The organism is Cupriavidus sp. BIS7, from assembly GCF_000292345.1.
Taxonomy (GTDB): domain Bacteria; phylum Pseudomonadota; class Gammaproteobacteria; order Burkholderiales; family Burkholderiaceae; genus Cupriavidus.
The window spans coordinates 51095-70967 of sequence record NZ_ALOU01000075.1 but is presented as its reverse complement, the minus strand read 5'-3'; the positions used below and the strand labels follow the sequence as shown (position 1 = coordinate 70967).

Genomic DNA, 19873 nt, shown 5'->3' with positions numbered 1-19873 from the left:
CGCCGCTGCTGCGGCTGGATTTGGGCGCGCGGTGCTGCCTGGCGGCTTATGCGACGCGCAGCGGCAGGTTCCGGACACCGGCCTGGCGGTTAGGCGCCATGCCGTTTGCGGCCAGCGTTTCGTCGACGCTGTCGTACCACGTGCCGATGCGGTAGATCCGGCGTGCTTCCTTGCCAGAGGCGATCTCGCGGCCCAGTTCATTTGCCACGCGCACGCATTGCTCGATCTGCTGGACCGAGGTCATGCGATCACCGTGCTGGTCGATGATGGTGTCCTCGATACCGCAGCGCGGGTGCAGACCCATGGACATCGCCATCATGTTGAACGGCAGCACGTTCTTCAGCAGCGACTCGGCGGTCAGCGTGCAGCCGTCCGGAGCGCGGTGGATGAAGTTGAAGAAGTTGAACGGGTTGGGGCCGTCGAAGCCGCCGCCAATGCCGATCCACGTCAGGTTCAGCGGGCCCTTGTACTTGCCGGCACGCACCAGGCGATCCAGCGTTTCCATCGCGTGGATGCCGGTGAGCTGGAAGTGCGGCTGCACGCCCGAAGCAGTCAGGCGGCGCAGGTGCTCTTCGAGCCAGCCCGGGCCTGCCGGCACGGTCATCTCGCGATACGCTGCAATGAACGCCGGATTGGACAGCGAGGTACCTTCCGTGTATTCGGGGTACAGCAGCTCCATGATGTTCATCTGCGTGGTGTTGATCGCCACGGTCACCTGGTCAGGCGTCGGCTCCAGATCGGCCAGCATGTGGCGCGTATCGTCAGACAGCCACTTGGCGGCCTGGCCTTCGTTTTCCGGTGCGAACGAGATCGAGCCGCCCACCTGGATGATCATGTCGGGCACGGCGGCGCGCACGCCGGCGATCAGCTCGTTGAACTTCGACAGGCGCTTCGAGCCCTTGCCGTCCAGTTCACGCACATGCAGGTGCAGCACCGTGGCGCCAGCGTTGTAGCAGTCGACGGCCTTCTGGATCTGCTCTTCCATCGTCACGGGGATGTCTTCCGGGAAGTCCTCCGGCATCCACTCGGGGCCGTACGGCGCCGCCGTGATGACAACCTTGTCCATGTTCTCGGGGTGCAGCGAGTCGTCGAGAAATTGCATGTTCTCCTCCTGATGGTGAGTCGATGGTGAGTCGCACGCATCGGATTGCGCACGTTCGACCCATATTAGGGTTGTGCCGGATGACACGCCCCCTCCACCACGGAGGGGGAGGGGTGGGGCCGATTGTCAGGCAGCGCGGCGATGTGCCTATAATGCGGCACCCACTTTTTAGCCAGGCATGTCGCCCGACTGACGAGGCGCAGTCACGAACCTGGCATTGCATTGCACGCGATTGCGCATGCACGCCAGGGCTGGCACCACCTCCAAGCCAATCGGGACCGGCCAGATGACTTCCTCGAGCCGCGGCACAGTCGCCGTGTATTCCGAGCTTGCACTCAAGACCATGCCGCCGCGCGCGCCGCGGCACCTGCTGTCGCGTCCGCGGCTCAATATCAACAGCGATGCGCTGCGCGACCGGCCAGTGATCGTGGTGCAGGGGCCGCCGGGTTTCGGCAAGACACTGCTGCTTGCGCAATGGCGCCGTGAACTCCTGGCGCGCGGCGCCGCCGTTGCATGGGTGTCGGCGGACGCCCACGACGATCCGCAGCGTTTCCTGCATGGGCTTGTGCTTGCAGTGCGCATGGGGTGCGGCAGACCCGGCTTTGGGCGCACGCTTCTGGAAAGCGCGGCTGCGGCACCGGGAGGTACCGAAGGCTTGACGGCCTGGCTCGCTGAAGTCGCGCAGTCCTCGCTGGATCTTGTGCTGATCGTCGACGAAGCTGAACGCCTATCACCGGCAGGGGTGTCGGCCTTGCTCTATCTGCTGCACAACCCGCCTTCGAATCTCCAGATCGTGGTGGCCGCGCGCAGCGGGTTCAGCGAGGCTGTCCTCGACCTGACCGCATATGGCCAGTGCGCCAGCGTTGGCGCGGAATCGCTGCGGTTTCAACTGGAAGAAACGATTGCCCTCGTGCGAAGCCGCTTCGGCGACCGCGTGGGCACCGACAGCTGTGCACGCCTGCACGAGATGACCGACGGTTGGCCGCTGGGGTTGCAGCTAGTCCTGGCAGCCATGGAACGCGGTGCGGACCCGCGCAGCGTTGTCGATGCCATGTCTGCCCGTCTGGTTGACGAGGGGGAGCCGCTTGTCGGTGGACTGCTCGCCAATCTCGCGGAAGAGGACGCGGCCTTCCTGACGCGTATCGCATTGGTGGATCACGTTCACCCGGACCTGTGCCGTGCCCTGACTGGTCTGGAGCAAGCGCCCGGGCAACTGGCGCGGTTGATTCGCGAAACGCCGATCTTCGTGGCCAGCGATGGCAGTGACTGGTGCCGGCTGCACACGCTGGCACGCAGCGCGCTACAGGCGCGCCTCACCGAATTGCCCGGTGAGGTACAGAACGAACTGCATGCTCGCGCGATGAAGTGGTTTGCCGCACACGGCATGACCGAGGAGGCCGCGCGCCACGCACATGCGGCGGGCCAGCACGAGCTTGCCTTCGACCTGGCGGGGCGGTCGCTTTACGATGCCGTGATGCAGGGGCGGCTCGGTATCGTTCTCGAATGGCTGGACCGGCTCCCCGATGCGGAACTGGATCGGTATCCTGGCCTGCGTCTGGCGGCTGCGTGGGTGCTGGCACTTGGTGAGCGGCATGACGAGGCCGAATCTCTGGTGGCGCATATGCTCGAAGGGGCGGATATCGATACTGCCCTGCGCTATGAGTGCGCGCTGATCCTGAGCATCGCGGCCTATTATGCGGACCGGCCTGATCGCTGCCTTGCACTGCTGGAACCGTGGCACCAGCCGCCTGCGCTGCACGAACCGCGGCTGGCACAGATGCACGCCAACCGCATGGCGATATCGGCAATCCTGCAGGGGCAAACCGGCAACGCACGGCGTCATCTTCAACTCGCGCCGCGCGGCGACCTTGGCAATGGCCATCGTTACGCCGCGCGCTGGGGTGAGTTCGTTGCGGGATTGAGCTATCTGCGGGAAGGGCAGGTGATGCTGGGCGAGGAGGTGCTGCGGCCGGCCTTGACGAGCGCGGAAGCGGATCTCGGCCGCCGTCATCCACTGGTCTGCATGCTGGCGTCGCTGCTGGCCGTGGCAGTGTACGAGCGCGACCAGATCGACGAAGCGGCTGCGCTGCTCGCCAACCGGCTCGACGTGCTGGAACGGTCCGGCACCTCCGAGACCTCGTTGCTGGCATACCTGACCGCTGCATGCGTGGCAGCGGCACAGGGCGTCGAACATCGCGCTCTCGATCTGCTCGAGGCCTTGTACGCCCTGGGTATTGCACGCCGGGCTCCGCGGCTTTGCATCGCAAGCCTCGCGGATCAGGTGCGCTTGCATGCCGGGCATTTCCGTGCGGAAACGTGTCGCGTGTTGATCGCTCGCCTCGACGAACTCGTCGCACTGGTCGAAAAGGACCACGGCCCGCTCTGGCGCCGCGATGTGGCGTTGCTGCAAGCCATGGCACACGCCAATGCCGCGATAGCGGCCCAGGACTGGCAAGCCGCCGCCAGCGCCCTGCAACGCGCTGCACCGTTGGCCGAAGCCATGAAGCTCGGACGCCGGCACATAGAGATCATGGCGCTGAAGGCGTTCGTGCGTCATCGCAATGGCGAGGACAGCGGCGGATTGTTGCAGGAAGCGATGAACCTGGCGCAGACCTATGGCCTCGTTCGCACGATCGTCGATGCGCATCCGGCACTGGCGGACTGGGCCAGGCGTCTGGCGGAGCAGGGCGCCGCTGCGCCGGAACCCGGCCATGCGGTGCCGGTTGCACGCGTACGCCCCGGACCGGCACGCCCGGTGGCGGAGCCGCATGCTGTTGCGAGCATGGTCCTGACGCCCAAGGAGCGCGAAGTTCTCGAACTACTCGCGCGCAGTCTTTCCAACAAGGAGATCGCTCAGGCTATTGGCGTGGGCGAAGTCACGGCCAAGTGGCATGTCAAGAACCTGTTCGGGAAACTTGGTGCCGGCACGCGCAAGCATGCTGTGCGGCGCGCTCAACTACTGGGGCTGCTGGAAGGTGTCGATTAGTGGCGTTACACGTGCCCCCTCCGCCGCGCAGGGGGCGCGGCTGGTCGCGCTATCACGATAATCGGAGCTGTGCAAAGGCGCAGCGCTGCCGGCGCGATGACGGGGTTCGCCCGTGAATGACGTGAGTGGGATCCACATGACAATGAAACGCAGACTCTATCGTGGGCGCGACGTGCGGCGTGCCCAGAACATTGCCGAGTTGCGCGCCATGGCGGCAGCGCGCTTGCCCAACTTCTGTCTGGAATACCTCGAGGGTGGCGCGGACGACGAACTGACGTTGCGCCGCAATCGCGCGAGCTTTGATGCGATTGCCTTCACACCGCGGACGCTGGTCGATGTTTCGGCGCGTGATTCCGGGTGCACGCTGTTTGGCGAGCGGATCTCCATGCCTGCGGTCATTGCGCCGACGGGCTTCAACGGACTGCTTACACATGAGGGCGACCTGGCGCTTGCACACGCCGCGCGTGAAGCCGGGATTCCCATGTGCCAGAGCATGGTGTCGACAGTCGCGCTGGAGCGTATTGCCGAGACCGGCGTGCGGCACTGGATGCAGATCTATCCGTTCAAGGATCGGGAGAACCTGGCCGGTGTCGTCCGGCGTGCCGAGGCTGCCGGGTCCGAAGCCATCGTGGTGACCACGGATGTTCCCGTGCTGGGAAACCGGGAGTGGGACAGGCGCAACTATCGCGCACCGATGAAGCTTGATCTGGCCAACCTGATCGACCTCGCCATGCGGCCGAACTGGTGGTGGGATGTGCTTGTGCCGCATGGCATGCCGCGCTTCCGGAATCTCGGCGATGTTCTTCCGCCGGGCCGGGACGACGCCCGCAATGCGGCAACGTTCCTGTCGAAGCAGATGGACCCTTCGCTGAATTGGGAGGATGTTCAGTGGCTGCGCGGCCTGTGGCCACGCAAGCTCATCATCAAGGGCATCCTGCGGCCCGACGATGCGCTACGGGCCAAGGCGCTGGGCGTCGATGCCCTGATCATTACCAACCACGGCGGCCGCCAGCTGGACAGCTGTGTTGCGCCGATCGAGGTGCTTCCCGCAATCCGTTCGGCGGTGGGGCCCGAGATGACGCTGATCGTCGATAGCGGCCTGCGGCGCGGCAGCGATTTCGTCAAGGCCCGTGCGATGGGGGCCGATGCGGCAATGTCGGGGCGCGCCACGCTATATGGCCTGGCGGCAGGCGGCAAGGATGGTGTCACGCACGCGCTGGCGATTCTGCGCGCAGAGATCGATCGCACACTCGGTTTGCTTGGCTGCCCCGTGCTGACGGACGTGTCATCGGACTGGGTCAGCTCGCAAGGCGGTATGCACCATGCCACGCCGGCACTTCAGGGCGTGGAATGCTGACGGCGCCATGCCGATACGCTGCAGCCGTAGCGTGTGGAGAACCAGCGTGAAAAGGCACTGAGCGAAGAGAAACCCAGCAGGACCGCAACGTCCGACAGCGGGCGTTCGCCATTGCCGACGTATCGCGATACGAGGTCCACCCTGACGCCATCGACAATGGAAAGGTAGGTCTGCCCATGGCAAACCAGATGGCGATGCATGGTCTTGCGGTCGATGCCAAGCTGGCGGGCAACCTGCTCGGCACCGCAATTGCCTGTTGGCAATAGCGCGAAGACCTGCTTCCTTACTTTCCCCGGCATGGTGGAATCGGACTGCGCCAGCTTGGTATCCAGGAACTGGCGCGCATGGTGGGCCAGCGCAGCATCGTGACCGGGACTTGCCACGTCAAGGTCCGCAGCGTCCATCAGGATGCCATCGAACTCCTGGTGGAAACGGATCTGCACGCCGAACAGGCGCCGATGGGTTGTCATGCTCGCTGGCGGGCCATGGCGGAAGCAGATGCAGCGCGGCCTCCATGTCGTCCCGGACAGCATCTTGCAGAGCCGGAACCAGAGGCAAATGATGAATTCCGTCGATTGCCGCGTGGACCCCGGGACGCTCATGAGGAACTCGAGCCTGACGGCCGCAGTGTCCCCGACCTCCTCGATGCGCAGGTCCAGCGCTTCAGTCAGCAAGTGCTGATAACGCGCCAGCGCTTCCAGCGCTTTGCGCAGCGTGGCCCCCTCGCGCATCACCGTCCACAGCGGCCCGAGACTGGTCAACTGACGGGCTTCCGCCACGCGCAACCCAAGATCCTCAACGCCGCCAAGCTGCGCTGAATCCTCCAGCAGCTGCATGACAGACTTCGCGGGAACCCGGATATCGGGGTCCACCAGGGCTCTCGGGCTGATACCGACATGACGCAATAGCCAGTGGGGGTCCAGGCCCACCTGGCGGGCCACTTCGACAAACTCGGTCAGGTTCACTTGCTGCAATGGCGTCGACATAGGAGTTCCCCGGGGTGCCCCAAAATGTAAAGTGCGTGCCCCACATTGTCAACGCGCCCGGTGCCGCGTCTTCAATACTTTGTTTCGACCTTCATCCCATCCCTTGACGGAGTCGCCATGCAAGTCGAGCAAATTACCTGTTCCATCGGCGCCGAACTGGTCGGCGTCAGCCTTGCCGATGCCATCCACGATGATGGCGTATTCGCCGCGATCTCCGAGGCGCTGCTCAAGCACCGTGTACTGTTCCTGCGCGGCCAGGACATCACGGCCGCCGAGCACGTGGCCTTTGCGCGCCGCTTTGGCGAGCTGGAGGATCATCCGGTGGCGGGCAGCGACCCCGAGCATCCGGGGCTGGTCCGCATTTACAAGAGTCCCGACCAACCCACGCCACGCTACGAAAATGCCTGGCATACGGATGCCACCTGGCGCGAGGCCCCACCGCGCATCAGCATCTTGCGTTGCCGCGAATGCCCGCCAGTCGGTGGCGACACGATGTGGGCCAACATGGTGCTGGCGTACGAGAATCTTCCGCAGCACATCAAAGACGAGATTGCCGACCTGCGCGCACGCCACAGCATCGAGGCAACTTTCGGCGCGGCCATGCCGATCGAAAAGCGCCTTGCGCTGAAGGCACAATTTCCGGACGCCGAGCATCCGGTCGTCCGGACCCATCCCGAGACCGGGGAGAAGGTGCTGTTCGTGAACGGTTTCACCACGCACTTCACGAATTTCCACACGCAGGCGCGCATTCGCTTCGGTCAGGATTTCAACCTGGGAGGGTCTGACCTGCTGCGCTACCTGATCACCCAGGCCTACATTCCCGAACATCAGGTGCGCTGGCGCTGGAGCAAGGACAGCGTGGCGATCTGGGACAACCGTTCCAGCCAGCACTACGCGGTGATGGACTACCCGGCATGCCATCGCAGGATGGATCGCGCCACGGTGATGGGAGACCGCCCATTCTGAGCGGCAGGACAACACATTGCTACGCAAAGCGAGAATGACAATGACCCAAATTGATCCAGAACTGCTCAAGGGCAAGGTAGCCGTCATCACCGGTGCGGGCCGGGGCATCGGACGCACCATCGCGCTTGCCTACGCCAGCGCCGGAGCGGCAGTGGTATGCAGCGCCCGTGGCGAAGCAGACATCGCGCAGACCGTCGCGCTGATCCGCGAAGCAGGTGGCCAGGCAATCGCCCACGCGGCCGACGTGGCTGACTATGCGGAGATGTCTGCGCTGTTCCAGCGCGCCAGTGACGAGTTCGGCGGCGTCGACATCGTGGTGGCAAGTGCCGGTGTTGCGCTTGAGCAGCGACGGATCGCGGATGGCGATCCCGAGCTCTGGCGCAAGACCATCGATATCAACCTGACAGGTGCCTACCACACCGCGCATGCCGCCATTGCGCACCTGCGCCGGCGTGGCGCGGGCAAGATCATCATGATCGGTTCCGGCCAACGCAAGCGTCCCAACCCGGGGTTCTCGGCGTATTCGTGCTCCAAGATCGGGCTGTGGATGCTCACCCAGTCGCTGGCAACGGAACTGCAGGAAGACAACATCAGCGTCAATGAACTGATTCCGGGGCCGGTCAGGACGGACATGACGCGCGACGTTGCCGTGCCTCCGGGTGAGTGGTTCAAGGAACCCGCAGACGTGGTACCGCTCGCACTGTTCCTGGCCAGCATGCCCGACTTCGGCCCAAGCGCGCAGAGCTATAGCCTGATGCGCCGCGCCTGAACCCGGACGACGGCCGCCTACATTTCAACCTGCGCGCTCGATAGCAATTCGTAGGTGAGGCGGATATGTGCCTCCAGCGCGAGCGCGGCGCGCGCTTCCTGGCGCGCTACGGCAGCCTCGAAGATCGACGCATGTTCCTCATGCACGTTCCGGGAGGCGGATTGGTTCGTCCCGAGACGGATGGCGACGTGCCGATAGCGCTCCCCGTGTCGGTAAAGCAGCTTCAGCAGATACTGGCTCCATGGCGAGCGGTGCGCCGCGATCAGGGCTTCGTGAAAGCACCGGTTGGCCTGCTCCCAGCCGACCGGGTCCGCCGAAGGGCCGCGGGCTTCCAGGGCGCTGAGGTTGTCGAACGCCGCGCGCAACTGCGCTTCCCATTGTGTATCGCCGTAGCGAATGGACAGGCGAAGCGCCTCGGTTTCCAACCGCACCCGCGTGTCAGTGAGGTCCTGCAGGTCGTCCAGCGAGATGGCCGTGACCCGGTATCCCCGCTGGCCTTCAACGGTCACCAGGGCATCGGATACAAGCAGCGCCAGCGACTCTCGCAACGTGCCGGCACCCACCTGATAGCGATCCTTGAGGTGCTCGACTCGCAGGCGCTCGCCGGGGCGGATGCGTCCCTGCACGATGTCCTGCCGCAACTGGAGATAGGCACGCTCGCACAGCGTGCGCGGCTCGGCGGGCTCGGGAGGCGGGTCGTCTGTCACGCTGTCGCGAGCGATGCGGCTTTTGGCGGGGGTCATTCTTCGCTGCCTTTGTCTTCGTGGCGCTTGAGGCGATAGGCCAACTGCGGACGGGTCAGGCCGAGTTGCCGTGCCGCGCCTGACAGGTTGCCGCCGGCGCGTTCGACGGCAAGGTCGAGAAGCTGGCTCTCCAGCGATTCCAGGCTGAGCCCGCTATCGAGAATGCGCGCGCAGAGAGCCTGCTCGCTGTCCGCCCGCACCGGCGCCAGCCGGCCTCTCGCGCTTACCGTTGCCTGTATTCCGGGTGGCTGGTGCGGAAAAAAATGTTCCAGTTCGATGCTTCCACCTTGCGGCGCAAGGATGACGCCGCGCTCGATCAGGTTCTCGAGTTCTCGCACGTTGCCGGGCCAATCGTGGTGCACGAGCGCCTGCATCGCGCGTTCGCTGATCCCGGAAAGGCGCTTCTGGTGGAGCGCGCTGAAGCGCGCCAGCAGGTGGTTTGCCAGTGGCTCGATATCGGTCGTCCGCTCGCGCAGCGGCGGAATGCAGATCGGATAGACGTTGAGCCGGTACAGCAGGTCGCGCCGGAACCGTCCCTGCGACACCGCCGCTTCAAGGTCCACATTCGTTGCCGTGACGAGCCGCACGTTGACCTTGCGCGCGGTCTCCGCGCCAAGGCGTTCGATCTCGCCGTCCTGCAGCACGCGCAGCAGCTTGGCCTGCAACGGCAAGGGCAGGTCGCCGACTTCGTCAAGGAAGAGCGTGCCGCCGTCCGCCCGCTCGAAACGGCCGCTGCGGCTGACGTGCGCGCCGGTGTAGGCGCCGCGCTCGACGCCAAACAGTTCGGCCTCGATCAGGTCGGCGGGTAGCGCTGCACAGTTGACGGCGATGAAGGGACCGGCGGCGCGGGGCGATCCCTGGTGCAAGGCACGGGCGAAGCGTTCCTTGCCCACGCCCGTCTCGCCGGTCAGCAATACGGTCACCTGCGTGGCAGCGGCGCGGTTGAGCAAGGCGTGGGCTTCCTGGAACGCGGGCGAGGCGCCGACGAGCATGCCGGCGGAGATGCCCGGCTCGCGGGCCGACTCGATGGTGGTCACCAGTGCCTGCACCTGCTCGTTGAGCGCGGCGATGGTGTCGAGAAGCGAATCGTCCTCGAAGTACTGGCGCTGTTCGGCGGCGTCAGGCCATTCGTCCACAGGCCGGCCGACGATCTGGCAGTGGTCGGCACCGCAGGCAGCACAGCATGTTTCCTTGAAGACGATGAGGCGGCCCATGAAGGCACTCGTGTAGCCGCTGGCGTATCCGAGCAGAACCCAGCAGGCGGGCGTTTCCGCAAGCCCGAAGGCTTGCCGGTGGGCATGGGCTTCCCACGAGTTGTCCCAACGGAATTCTCCGGAGAAGCGGCCGGTGGCGGCGTCGAAATCGAGCTGGACCGGTGTCACGCAAGCAGCGCCTTCAAGCATGTGCAGTTGCGGACCGACAAGGAACGCGGCGTCGAGCGAGAGGGCGCCGCGCGTCGTGCGAGCAAACTCGGCGTCGCGCCGGCCAGACGCGTATCCCATGCGCGTAAGCAGCCGGCGCGCGTGCACGGGCCCCACCGAATGGATCAGGTCCTGCCTCAAGCCGCTCAGTGCGGCGGTATGCAGAAGCACCATGCGGCGTTCGCCCAGCCAGATGGTGCCGCTCTCGGGATCGAAGCGCAGGAGGTGCCGCAGATCGGCATTCGGAGGGTAACTGAGCTTGGGTTCCACGGCGTGCGCCCCTGTGGTTAGGTGTGGGTGGAATCTCGATATTCTGCTGGATCGTGCCGGACGAGGCAAGGACCGTCCGCGCGCACTCCGGATTCGATCATTTGATGAAGCCAGGGTACGTCGACGCGTAGATCATATCGTCAAAGTCGGGCAAGGGGGTGTCGCTCGTCGCCCGGCTTCCACACAAGAGTGCCGCTTCAAGGCGGAAATCTCTCATGGTTTTCCCTGTAAATATCGAGATTTAGTGCGGTGGATCGCCGGGCTGGTACGGCTTCTGCAACACGCCTGACGCGACCGCGCCGCAACGCCAGGCCGGCCGCAGGCATCACCACTGCGAATGCGCAGGCTCGGCCGCTTCTCCGGCGGTGCCGCGCGCTTCGCTATCCCCCGAAAATGACAAGGAGACACTCGTGAGAGGCAACTACGTCCGCGTGGCCGTGGCGCTATGCGCTGCGGCGTGCGGAACACCAGCGGGAGCAACGGACGTGTTCAACCTGGAAGGCTTTGGCCCCGTTTCCCGCGCAATGGGCGGGACCGGAGCGGCCTTCGACATCGGGCCCGCGGCGATGATGGCGAATCCGGCAACACTCGGCCTGATGGCCGAGGGGAATCACATGCATCTTGGGCTCGACGTGGTGACCACCGACATCAAGGCCACCAACACGGCAACGGACGAGACGGCCCGGTCTGGCAACCACGGCAACAACAACGGGCCTTACTTTGCGCCGGAGGCCGCATTCGTCTACCGTCATGACAACATCGCGCTAGGCGCCGGCATCTTTGCGGAGGGCGGGCTCGGTACGCAATACGGGGGCAGCAGCTTCCTGTCGCGCACGTCCAATGGCGTGCAGACGGGCCTGGACCAGTTTTCCCGTTTGCTGGTGCTGCGCATTCCGTTTGCGGTGGCCTATCGGGCGACGGACAAGCTGACGCTCGGCGCCTCGCTGGATGCGGTCTGGACGTCGCTCAATCTCGGCACGCTGCTCGACGTCACGCAGATCGGCACGCTTGCCAGCCAGCGGCGCGTGTCCGGCTCGCTGGTACCCACGCTGCTTTCCGTGCCCGGCCTTTCCGGCGGGTACCTGGGCTTCTCGAACAGCGCGCCCGTCGGTGGCGGGGCCGACGCCTGGGGCATCGGCGGAAAACTGGGGCTGACCTACGACATCACGCCCGATACCCGGGTAGGGCTGGCCTACAACGCGAAAACGCGGGTGGGGGATCTCCGCGGGCAGGCGACGCTCGCGGCCGTCAGCTCTGTCGCGGGCAACATTCCGCTAAGCGGCGAGGTCAAGGTGCGGGACTTCCAGATGCCGGCGCAGTTCACGGTGGGTATCAGCCACCAGTTCAACGAGCGCCTGTCGGCCTCGGCGGACTACCAGCGGGTGTTCTGGTCCAGCGTGATGCGTGACATCAACGTCAGCTTCGTGCATGCGGGTGCGAACCTGGACCTTTCGATCCCGCAGAACTACCGCGATATCAACGTGTTCGGCCTTGGCGTGGCTTACCGCTTCGATTCGGGCTGGACGGCGCGCGGCGGGTTCCACTACGCGCAAGAGGCCATCCCGAACGGCATGCTTCTGGCCGTTGTGCCAGCGATTCCGACGACCAGCCTGACCGGCGGCGCCACCTACGCATTCGGCAAGGACGATGCCATCGACTTTGCCCTGTCGGTGGTGCTGCCAAAGACCGTGGGGAATGCCAGCCAGCCGAACACGGCGGTACCGCTTACCGTGCAGCATTCGCAGTTCAACGTCGTCGTGGCATACCGCAAGCGCTTCTAGCGGATCAAGCCCCCGGAGGAGGCAGCGCGCCGCCTTCTCCGGGGGTGCGTCCCGCGTCCCGTCAGCGCGCTTCCGGCGTAATGCCGTACTTTTGCAACCTGTATGCCAGCGTCGGGCGGCTGATGCCCAGCACACGGGCCGCGCGTGACAGATTGCCGTTGGCCTCCGCCACGGCGGCGCGCAACATGGCCACCTCCGTTTCCGCAAGACCCTGGCGGATGATGGCCCCGCTCGACGGGGGTTCCGCTTCGCTAATTTCGCTGACACTGCCAATGCTGCCGCTGCGCTTCAGCATGAACGCGGTGGTATCGATTTCCTCGCCGCTGGTGAACAGGTGGCACAGGTCGAGCGCGCCGCCGTCCTCGGCCAGGATGACCGCGCGTTCGATCATGTTCTCCAGTTCCCGCACGTTGCCGGGCCAGTCGTACGCGAACATCGCGTCCACGGCACGCTCGCGGAAGCCGGTGATGTGCTTGTCATGCTTGCGTGCCATGCGCTGGAGGAACCAGTTCATCATCAGCGGGATGTCGTCGCGCCGCTCTCGCAGCGGCGGCACCTGGATCGGGAAGACGTTGAGGCGGAAGAACAGGTCCTCGCGGAAGTGTCCGGCCTTGACGGCTTCGCGCAGGTTCACGTTCGTGGCGGCCACCACCCTGACGTCGACCTTGCGGGTGCGTGTATCGCCCACGCGCTCGATCTCGCCCTGCTGCAGCGCGCGCAGCAGCTTGCCCTGTGCCGTGAAGCTCAGCGTGCCGACCTCGTCGAGAAAGAGCGTGCCGCCGTCTGCGCGCTCGAAACGTCCGGCGCGGGACGTGGTGGCACCCGTAAAGCCGCCGCGTTCGACGCCAAACAGTTCCGATTCCATCAGGTGTTCGGGAATGGATGCGCAGTTCACCGCAACGTAGGGGCCATCGGCGCGCTTGCTCAGGCGATGCAGGTTGTTCGCGAAGACTTCCTTGCCAACCCCGCTTTCCCCCAGGAACAGCACGGTGGCGTCGGTGGGCGCCACCTTGTTGACCATGTGGCAGACGGTATTGAAGCCGGCGGAGATGCCGACCACACCGAAGCTGTTCTCCGGCGCGCTGGACAGCCGTGCCGCAATGCGGCTCGTGGCGGGCAGGGGCGCCTCGGCCTGTGGCGCCCATTTGACGAAGTCGCCGATCCGCAGGAAGCGCAGGTCGTCCTGGGCGTCTTCCCATTCTTCCACCGGCTTGCCTACCACGCGGCATTTGGCGTGCCCCATCCCGCGGCACTCCGTTTCCCTCCACAGGATGGGGCGGCCCATGAAGGCGCTGGTATAGCCGCACGCATAGCCGATCAGCATCCAGCACACCGATTCGTTGCCGATGCCGTAGCCGGCGATGTGGGCCTCCGCCTCGGAGCTGTCCACGAGATAGAAGTCGCCAAAGTAGTGGCCGCGCTGGACATCGATATCCAGCGCCACCGGCTCGCAATGCACCATGCCCTCCAGCGAGACAAGCTGCGGGCCGGCCAGGAAGTCGTCATAGGTGTTCAGGCCGGCGCGGACCTTGCGTGCCATTGCCGCGTCCCGCGTGCCAGCCTGGTAGCCGATGCGGGTGATCAAGCCGCGCGCCGTTTCCTTGCCGAGGCTTTCGATCAGTTCCTGCCGCAGGGCGCCAAGCGAACTGATATGCATCAGCATCATGCGCTGGTCGTCGAGCCAGATGCGGCCCTGCTGCGGCGCAAATCGCAGCCGCTTGGCGAGGTCGTGAATCGCCGGCACGCGGATTCCATCGGGGGACGCGCGCTTCGGGCTCTGGGCGGGGTGGTCTTGCGCCGATGAATCGGGCTTCGGTGTTCCGGGATGCCTTTTCGCCATGATTTCCTCGGTCGCGGCTGGCGCGCTTGCGGTCGCGGGAGCGCGCTGCCCCGCAGCGTGCGGACCAGTCCGGCGACTGGCGTCCACCGGCCCGCGCAGGCCATCCAGTGCCTGATAGAAGGAGCTTATCCCCAACTTCCAGATATGGCGATTGGTAATAGCACGCGACATGGTTGTTCCGGCGATGCGGTGATCCGGCGTCGTGGCTGTGCGGTGTGCGCCTCAACGGAGACGTGGCCGGACTAGACAAAGCGGTCGAAACGGATCTGCCCGAACGGCACCTGGTGCTTGTGCATCAGCAGCGCCTGCACGGCTTCGATCATCGGGGGCGGGCCCGCGAAATAGAAGTCGTAGCCGTCGAGCGGACCCGCCAGCGTGCGCTCGACTTCGTCGTGCACGAATCCTGCCGGTCCCGTCCAGGTGCTTTCGGGCGCCGACAGTACCACCGACAGCGCCAGGCGCTGGTCTTCGGCGAGTGCCTCCAGCGCGTCGACGGCACCGAGGTCGGCCTGCCCGCGCGCACCATAAAAGAAGTGCACACGGCGCGAACCGCCGCCGGCGAGCGCTCCGCGCGCAACCGACAGCATGGGCGCCAGGCCCGAGCCGCCGGCAATGCAGACGATATCGCGGGGGCTGTCATCGCGCAGGTATGCGTGGCCGTACGGTCCGTCGAATGCGATGCTTTCGCCGATTCCGACCTGGTCGAACAGCGCACTGCTGCCGGACCCGCCCGGCACGCGGCGGATTACGAACTTCCAGATGCCTTCCGCGTTGGGCAGGTTGGCCATCGAATAGGCACGCGCGCCCGGTGCATGGGGCGGGTAGAGCAGCGCGTACTGGCCGGGCCGGAAGTCTGCCGCGCCCGGTATCTGGAACGTGAATTCGCTCATGTCAGGCGTCAGCGCATGGCGTGCCAGCAGTGTCGCCGCCTGCCGATGCGCCCGGACTGCCGGGCGATACGACTCATCGCAGCGCACGCGTATCGTGCAGTCGCTTAGCGGCCGCGACTGGCAGGCAAGGTGCTTGCCGCGCTTGCGGTCACGCTCGGACAGGCCGGGCGCCTCAGGCCAGACGGATTCCATGAGCCCGTCCACAAGGTCGAAGCGGCACGCGCCGCAGCCGCCCACGCTGCACTCGTGCGGCAGGGCCATGCCAGCCCGCAGGGCGCCGCGCAGCAGCGAGTCTTCTTCCGCGGCGACGGTGAACGCCGCGCCGCCTTCGATCGATATCTGGTATTTCATGGGGTTCCGATGGTGGCTGTTGAGTCGAATCGCCCGGCTCGTCCTGCGTTACAGGCTCGTCAGGCCGATGCCGTCCCAGTAGTCGCGCAGGGCCGCGCAGGCGCGCGCCTTTGCGTTCGGCGCGTCGGGCAACGCCGCGCAGTAGGCACCGATCGCATCGTCCGCAAGCTGCGCCCAACGGGCGATCGCGCCGGCCAGCACGTCACGGTTGCCCGGCGTCTCCAGGGCCATGCGGACGAGCGCGCCGGCCCAGCGGCGGTGCCGCTGGGCGTCGGCAAGCTGCGCGTCAGTCAGCAGGCCGAGCAGGGTGTCGCCGTTGTGGCGCGCCGCCTCGCCGAGCCCGCGCAGGACGGCTTCCTCCATCGCCGGCCGCAATACCAGGCTGAACGCGACGAAGCATTCTGCCCAGTCCCATGCCACGAGCGCGTGTTCGGCCAGCTTGCGCCAGCCCTGCCACGCCGGGTCCTGCTCCCAGTACCTGCGTTCGTCGGTGCCAAAGCCCACGTCGCCGAAGGTCTGGGACAGCTCGCGCGTGCGATACGCGGTGTGGGTGAGCCACCGCAGCGAGTCGGCGGTCTGGTAGGCGGCGCAGTTCGAGATGGTGGACGCGGGCGCCATCTGCGTCAGGTAGGCCGATCCCATCTGCAGTGCGTGGAACAGGTAGCGCGCCGGGGTGTACAGCCGCGCCAGCGTGCCGGCCCAGGCGTGCTCCAGCATGGCGTCGTGGCCGCGTTCGGAGAACTGGTCGAGCAGGCCGGATACATAGGTTTCCTGGCCGTCCTGCAGCATGTTGTAGGTGCGGTAGACCAGTTCGTCCGGATCGCGGAACGCGTTCCAGTCGGCGTGAGCCAGCGGCGAGGCGTTGCGGTAACGCTTGAACCACTGCGCCATCTCGAAGTTCGGATCGAGTTCGAACGGCGCGTCGGGGTTGTCGGTCGTGTAGTGCAGGTTCGTCGAGACGATCTCGTACTCGCTTGGCTTGCGCCGGCGCGCGGCCAGGTGGCTCCAGGTCTTCAGCGGCTTGAGGACGTCGGGTTGCGTGGTCATGCTCGTCTCCGGTTACAGCGTCTTTTCGTAATAGAAGCGGACGTAGTCGTCCGTGGTCTCGATGCGGCCCGCGAACGAGCTGAGGTTGACCTCCAGTTCGGACATCCTGAACGGGCGGCCCAGCGCATCTTCCAGCGTGGCCCGGCGCAGGATCAGCTCGCCGTCGGTGTCGATGCGCACGTATGCGAGCTTGTCGTCGACGCGGATGTTCTTCCCCGGGTTGTCTTCGCGCGCGGCCTCGATGACGCCGTCGGTGATGCTGCTGGCGCGCAGCACGGGGCCGACGCGGTTGTTTCGGTACGCCTCGGCGGTGTTGTGGTCCATGCTCATGGTCGATTCCTGTGCAATATCAGCAGTTGGAGAACAGTGGTTCGACGCCCTCGACGGCGATGAGGATGTCATCGCCATCGACCTTGACGGCATACTCGGCAAGCCGGCATCCGCCGGGGTTGATGCCCTTGCCCGTGTTGGCATCGAAGGTCCACTGGTGGGCGCGGCACATCAGTACGCGCCCGTCGAACTTTCCCTCTGCAAGCGGAATGTCCTGGTGCGGACAGATGCCCTGGAACGCGCGTGGCGCGCCGCCTTCGGGGCGGACGAGCACGATGACGTGGCCGTCCACCTCCACCTCGGCCATGTCGCCTTCCCACAGCTCGTCGAGCGTGGAGACTTTCTGGAAATTCATGGTGACCTCATGCATCGCAAAAGATGAATTCGAGCGACTCCATTGGCTTGATATCGGTGTCGCCTAGCCGCGCGTCGCGGGGGTAGAACTGGTCGCTGCCCTGGCGGCGCACCCGTACGACCTTGCCGGGCCGGGGCGCCACGCGGCGCCCGACTGAATGGTGCGCGGCGGCCGCCGCTACCTCGTCCATCGAGTTCTCCGTATCAACGGCGACGAGCTGCAGCACGAAGTCGTACTGAAAATTCGAAATCACTGGAAACAGTGCCATGTCATCCTCCATCGGGTTGCCGCGTCAGGCGGCCTTGATCTGTTCGCGCTGGCGGCGGTAGGCCTCTACCCACGCGTACTGGTGCGCGTCGTCGCCAATCTCGCCGGGGGCGAGGTTCATGTACCGGAGCGCGCCTCCCAGGTCGGGCGGCTGGATATGCCCGGCGAGGAAACGGTCGACCAGGGTGAGGTGGTCGCGGTAGCGCACCGGGTCCTGCTGGAAGACCCAGCGGTCGATCTCGGAATTGAAGTGGTACGTGCGGCCGTTGTAGTCGAGCGGATAGTCCCTGACGTTCCAGCCGTTGCCGGGCACCGCGCAGATTGGCAACTGGCTCATGTTGCAGACGATGGGCAGGGTCTCGGGGACGGTCAGTTCCTTCCGGCCCGCAAGCAGGTTGTCGATGATGACGTCCCAGGCCTTGCCGAACGTGTCGTTCCAGCCGGGATACTTTTCCTCGAGCCAGTCGCGGCAGTCCGGCGTCATGCCGGCGGCCGGGTTCCACCAGACGGTCGGCCGCCAGAACCAGATGCCCATCTGGTAGGCATGGTGCTGGTAGTCGAACTCATTGATCATCTGGTCCCAGTACCAGGGCAGGTCCAGGCCAAGGTCGATCAGCGTGCGCTCGAACTGGCCGACGATCCATTCCGTCATGAACTCCTTGAATGACTCCTTGCGATGCTGCAGCGGCGTGGCGTAGTCCATCGACGTGCCGGTCAGCAGGGAGAACAGGCGCCATGCGCGGGCAATGGCCACGTCCACAAGCTGCTGCGCCTGCTCCTTGCGCCCGTTGGCAATCAGGATCTGCAGTGCCGGGCCGCCGATCTGCGCGTGCCGCGACTCGTCTGTCTGGATGCTCGAGATCAGGCTGGCGAAGGTGAAGTCGCCGGCTTCCGCCGCATCGGCTGCCAGGCCGAGGAACTGCATGTTGGTGAATCCCGTTTCGAACGCAAACGTCAGCATCACGGCGATCTCGATGGCGCTGCGCGACATGAACAGGTCGTCGAAGGTGCTGCGCGCGGCAATCGCGCCCCATTCGTTCGTGTGATAGGCCTTGTGCGCCCAGTCGAACTGCCGGTCCTTCTGGCAGTAGTCGTGCGGAAAATAGAGCTGCAACTGCCCGTGGCGGTTCTCGTCGAGCATGCCGAACGTCGCCATGTTGCGCATGCCCGGCGCGCGGCCGAAGCGGGCCATGCGTGCCTCGGCGCTCATCGCCGCGTATTCGCCGAGCGCGATGGCGCCGTAATGCGCCTTCAGGATCGACAGCCAGCCGGGATCGGCGTCCTCGAACATGCGGCTGCGCTCCAGCGCGGCCTTCACGGAGTAGGCGCCGGCGTCCTTCTCGCGCTGAATGCGGACGTACTCGGGATACGACGTCTTGTAGGGCTCGTCATAGGTTTCCCAGACTTCCATGGGCACGCCTTGCGCCCCTGCCATGACCTCCGGGAAAAGGTCGGATTCGGCGACGTACGTCGGCGTCCAGTTCGTTGTGCGGGCAATGTCGTACCACGCTGCGCGTTCCAAAAGCGCCATGGGATATCTCCTTGGTGGATGTCATGTCTTTCTTGATTTGCAGTCCCGGTTGCGACAGTCCGCAGACCCCGGGGCGCTTTCTCTTTCGCAAATGCAATGCCAGCGGGCATGGCTGTGCAGCGGTGCTGCATTGCAAAACCGTTGGAGCGCAAGGGATGGCGGGGTACTCCACCGCGCTTGGAGGCCCGAACCTGTGCGCCGCAAAAACGGACGGGCACTCATGGATTTCAGTTTTTGATGAGATGCGGGCCCTCTTCGCGCGGCGGCGAGTTTCATCAATTGATAAGAATCTCGAGAATCTAGCGAGTAGCCGATTTCGCACGATTAGCCAGGGAATCGATCATTTGATGAAGGCGCCCCGAATCGACTCAACCAAATCATCAAATTCCCACCATTAGCGGCCCTTTAGGCGCACAGCGTCCCTTCGGGAAAGGTGCTCTTCCGATCTCGTGCACCCCGCGCTCAGTAGGGGTTTTCCCTGCAAATATCGAGATTTATGCGGATCAAACAGTCGGCTGGCACAGCTTCTGCAAAGACCGGCTGTCACCGCGACACATCGCAGTGGCCAGCGCAGATTCACCGACCACGGACCACGGACCACGGACCACGGACCACGGACCACGGACCACGGACCACGGACCACGGACCACCAAGAGGACATGCCCATGACTTCCCCCTCCGCCACAACCGGCGACGCACTGCCAGATGTCGATGTCACGCGCAAGTTCGTGAGCCGCGTCGAGCGCCATGCCGATGGGCTGGTGAGCTTCGAGTTCGCCATCGGCTGGCCGGAGTTGAGCGTGGACCTGCTGCTGCCGGAGCCGGCCTTCATGGCCTTCTGCGACCGGCATCAGGTGACAAGGCTGGAAACCTGAGGCGGC

17 protein-coding genes are annotated in these 19873 nt (G+C 65.2%); 6 read left to right on the top strand and 11 right to left on the bottom strand.

Annotated elements, in window-relative coordinates:
- Positions 1 to 46: 46 nt before the first annotated feature.
- Entirely contained in the window at positions 47 to 1102 is a 1056-nt protein-coding gene (locus tag B552_RS0123370) for a 3-keto-5-aminohexanoate cleavage protein (RefSeq protein WP_019451486.1), read from the bottom strand.
- A 286-nt stretch (positions 1103 to 1388) separates the two neighbouring features.
- On the opposite strand from B552_RS0123370, the gene B552_RS0123365 reads away from it, so the two are divergent.
- Both B552_RS0123365 and B552_RS0123360 read left to right on the top strand, forming a co-directional pair.
- Positions 1389 to 4088, top strand: a complete 2700-nt coding sequence (locus tag B552_RS0123365; protein ID WP_026035978.1) for a LuxR C-terminal-related transcriptional regulator — start codon at positions 1389 to 1391, stop codon at positions 4086 to 4088.
- 142 nt (positions 4089 to 4230) lie between these two features.
- The gene (locus B552_RS0123360; protein WP_019451484.1) at positions 4231 to 5445 is read left to right on the top strand and encodes an alpha-hydroxy acid oxidase; all 1215 of its coding nucleotides are present in this window, start codon (positions 4231 to 4233) and stop codon (positions 5443 to 5445) included.
- Here B552_RS0123360 and B552_RS0123355 read toward each other — a convergent pair.
- Positions 5427 to 6431, bottom strand: a complete 1005-nt coding sequence (locus B552_RS0123355) for an AraC family transcriptional regulator (protein WP_019451483.1) — start codon at positions 6429 to 6431, stop codon at positions 5427 to 5429. The genes B552_RS0123360 and B552_RS0123355 overlap by 19 nt on opposite strands.
- 117 nt (positions 6432 to 6548) lie before the next feature.
- On the opposite strand from B552_RS0123355, the gene B552_RS0123350 reads away from it, so the two are divergent.
- Positions 6549 to 7397: a TauD/TfdA family dioxygenase gene (locus B552_RS0123350; RefSeq protein WP_019451482.1), complete on the top strand. Its 849-nt coding sequence runs from the start codon at positions 6549 to 6551 to the stop codon at positions 7395 to 7397.
- 40 nt (positions 7398 to 7437) lie between these two features.
- A complete protein-coding gene (locus B552_RS0123345; protein ID WP_019451481.1) occupies positions 7438 to 8166 on the top strand; it encodes an SDR family NAD(P)-dependent oxidoreductase in 729 nt (242 codons plus the stop codon).
- Positions 8167 to 8183: 17 nt separating this feature from the next.
- Here B552_RS0123345 and B552_RS0123340 read toward each other — a convergent pair whose 3' ends face one another.
- The gene (locus B552_RS0123340; protein WP_019451480.1) at positions 8184 to 8909 is read right to left on the bottom strand and encodes an FCD domain-containing protein; all 726 of its coding nucleotides are present in this window, start codon (positions 8907 to 8909) and stop codon (positions 8184 to 8186) included.
- Positions 8906 to 10600 (bottom strand): sigma-54-dependent Fis family transcriptional regulator, encoded by a 1695-nt coding sequence (locus B552_RS0123335; RefSeq protein WP_019451479.1) that lies wholly within the window; start codon positions 10598 to 10600, stop codon positions 8906 to 8908. Before B552_RS0123335 ends, B552_RS0123340 begins: the two co-directional genes overlap by 4 nt.
- Positions 10601 to 11010: 410 nt before the next feature.
- Here B552_RS0123335 and B552_RS0123330 point away from each other — a divergent pair, with 410 nt between their 5' ends.
- Positions 11011 to 12381, top strand: coding sequence for an outer membrane protein transport protein (locus tag B552_RS0123330; protein ID WP_026035976.1), 1371 nt, complete (start codon positions 11011 to 11013; stop codon positions 12379 to 12381).
- A gap of 61 nt (positions 12382 to 12442) precedes the next feature.
- Here the strand turns inward: B552_RS0123330 and B552_RS0123325 are convergent, their stop codons facing one another.
- From B552_RS0123325 to B552_RS0123295, 7 genes are all read right to left on the bottom strand, one after another.
- Positions 12443 to 14221, bottom strand: a complete 1779-nt coding sequence (locus B552_RS0123325) for a sigma-54-dependent Fis family transcriptional regulator (protein WP_026035975.1) — start codon at positions 14219 to 14221, stop codon at positions 12443 to 12445.
- A 242-nt stretch (positions 14222 to 14463) separates the two neighbouring features.
- Positions 14464 to 15462 carry a 2Fe-2S iron-sulfur cluster-binding protein gene (locus tag B552_RS0123320; protein ID WP_019451475.1) on the bottom strand — a complete coding sequence of 333 codons (999 nt, stop codon included), beginning with the start codon at positions 15460 to 15462 and terminating at the stop codon, positions 14464 to 14466.
- A 48-nt stretch (positions 15463 to 15510) separates the two neighbouring features.
- Entirely contained in the window at positions 15511 to 16509 is a 999-nt protein-coding gene (locus B552_RS0123315; protein ID WP_019451474.1) for an aromatic/alkene monooxygenase hydroxylase subunit beta, read from the bottom strand.
- A gap of 12 nt (positions 16510 to 16521) precedes the next feature.
- A complete protein-coding gene (locus B552_RS0123310) occupies positions 16522 to 16839 on the bottom strand; it encodes an MmoB/DmpM family protein (protein ID WP_019451473.1) in 318 nt (105 codons plus the stop codon).
- Positions 16840 to 16858: 19 nt separating this feature from the next.
- The gene (locus B552_RS0123305) at positions 16859 to 17194 is read right to left on the bottom strand and encodes a Rieske 2Fe-2S domain-containing protein (RefSeq protein WP_026035974.1); all 336 of its coding nucleotides are present in this window, start codon (positions 17192 to 17194) and stop codon (positions 16859 to 16861) included.
- Between the two features lie 7 nt (positions 17195 to 17201).
- A complete protein-coding gene (locus B552_RS0123300) occupies positions 17202 to 17462 on the bottom strand; it encodes a toluene-4-monooxygenase system B family protein (RefSeq protein ID WP_026035973.1) in 261 nt (86 codons plus the stop codon).
- A 24-nt stretch (positions 17463 to 17486) separates the two neighbouring features.
- The gene (locus tag B552_RS0123295; protein WP_019451470.1) at positions 17487 to 18992 is read right to left on the bottom strand and encodes a Toluene-4-monooxygenase system protein A; all 1506 of its coding nucleotides are present in this window, start codon (positions 18990 to 18992) and stop codon (positions 17487 to 17489) included.
- Between the two features lie 665 nt (positions 18993 to 19657).
- On the opposite strand from B552_RS0123295, the gene B552_RS0123290 reads away from it, so the two are divergent.
- Positions 19658 to 19867, top strand: coding sequence for a phenol hydroxylase subunit (locus B552_RS0123290; protein ID WP_026035972.1), 210 nt, complete (start codon positions 19658 to 19660; stop codon positions 19865 to 19867).
- Positions 19868 to 19873: the final 6 nt, after the last annotated feature.

Bases quoted from the DNA above. Each gene is read 5' to 3' on its own strand.
- B552_RS0123370 (WP_019451486.1), bottom strand. From the start codon at position 1,102: ATGCAATTTCTCGACGACTCGCTGCACCCCGAGAACATGGACAAGGTT.
- B552_RS0123365 (WP_026035978.1), top strand. From the start codon at position 1,389: ATGACTTCCTCGAGCCGCGGCACAGTCGCCGTGTATTCCGAGCTTGCA.
- B552_RS0123360 (WP_019451484.1), top strand. From the start codon at position 4,231: ATGAAACGCAGACTCTATCGTGGGCGCGACGTGCGGCGTGCCCAGAAC.
- B552_RS0123355 (WP_019451483.1), bottom strand. From the start codon at position 6,431: ATGTCGACGCCATTGCAGCAAGTGAACCTGACCGAGTTTGTCGAAGTG.
- B552_RS0123350 (WP_019451482.1), top strand. From the start codon at position 6,549: ATGCAAGTCGAGCAAATTACCTGTTCCATCGGCGCCGAACTGGTCGGC.
- B552_RS0123345 (WP_019451481.1), top strand. From the start codon at position 7,438: ATGACCCAAATTGATCCAGAACTGCTCAAGGGCAAGGTAGCCGTCATC.
- B552_RS0123340 (WP_019451480.1), bottom strand. From the start codon at position 8,909: ATGACCCCCGCCAAAAGCCGCATCGCTCGCGACAGCGTGACAGACGAC.
- B552_RS0123325 (WP_026035975.1), bottom strand. From the start codon at position 14,221: ATGGCGAAAAGGCATCCCGGAACACCGAAGCCCGATTCATCGGCGCAA.
- B552_RS0123320 (WP_019451475.1), bottom strand. From the start codon at position 15,462: ATGAAATACCAGATATCGATCGAAGGCGGCGCGGCGTTCACCGTCGCC.
- B552_RS0123315 (WP_019451474.1), bottom strand. From the start codon at position 16,509: ATGACCACGCAACCCGACGTCCTCAAGCCGCTGAAGACCTGGAGCCAC.
- B552_RS0123310 (WP_019451473.1), bottom strand. From the start codon at position 16,839: ATGAGCATGGACCACAACACCGCCGAGGCGTACCGAAACAACCGCGTC.
- B552_RS0123305 (WP_026035974.1), bottom strand. From the start codon at position 17,194: ATGAATTTCCAGAAAGTCTCCACGCTCGACGAGCTGTGGGAAGGCGAC.
- B552_RS0123300 (WP_026035973.1), bottom strand. From the start codon at position 17,462: ATGGCACTGTTTCCAGTGATTTCGAATTTTCAGTACGACTTCGTGCTG.
- B552_RS0123295 (WP_019451470.1), bottom strand. From the start codon at position 18,992: ATGGCGCTTTTGGAACGCGCAGCGTGGTACGACATTGCCCGCACAACG.
- B552_RS0123290 (WP_026035972.1), top strand. From the start codon at position 19,658: ATGACTTCCCCCTCCGCCACAACCGGCGACGCACTGCCAGATGTCGAT.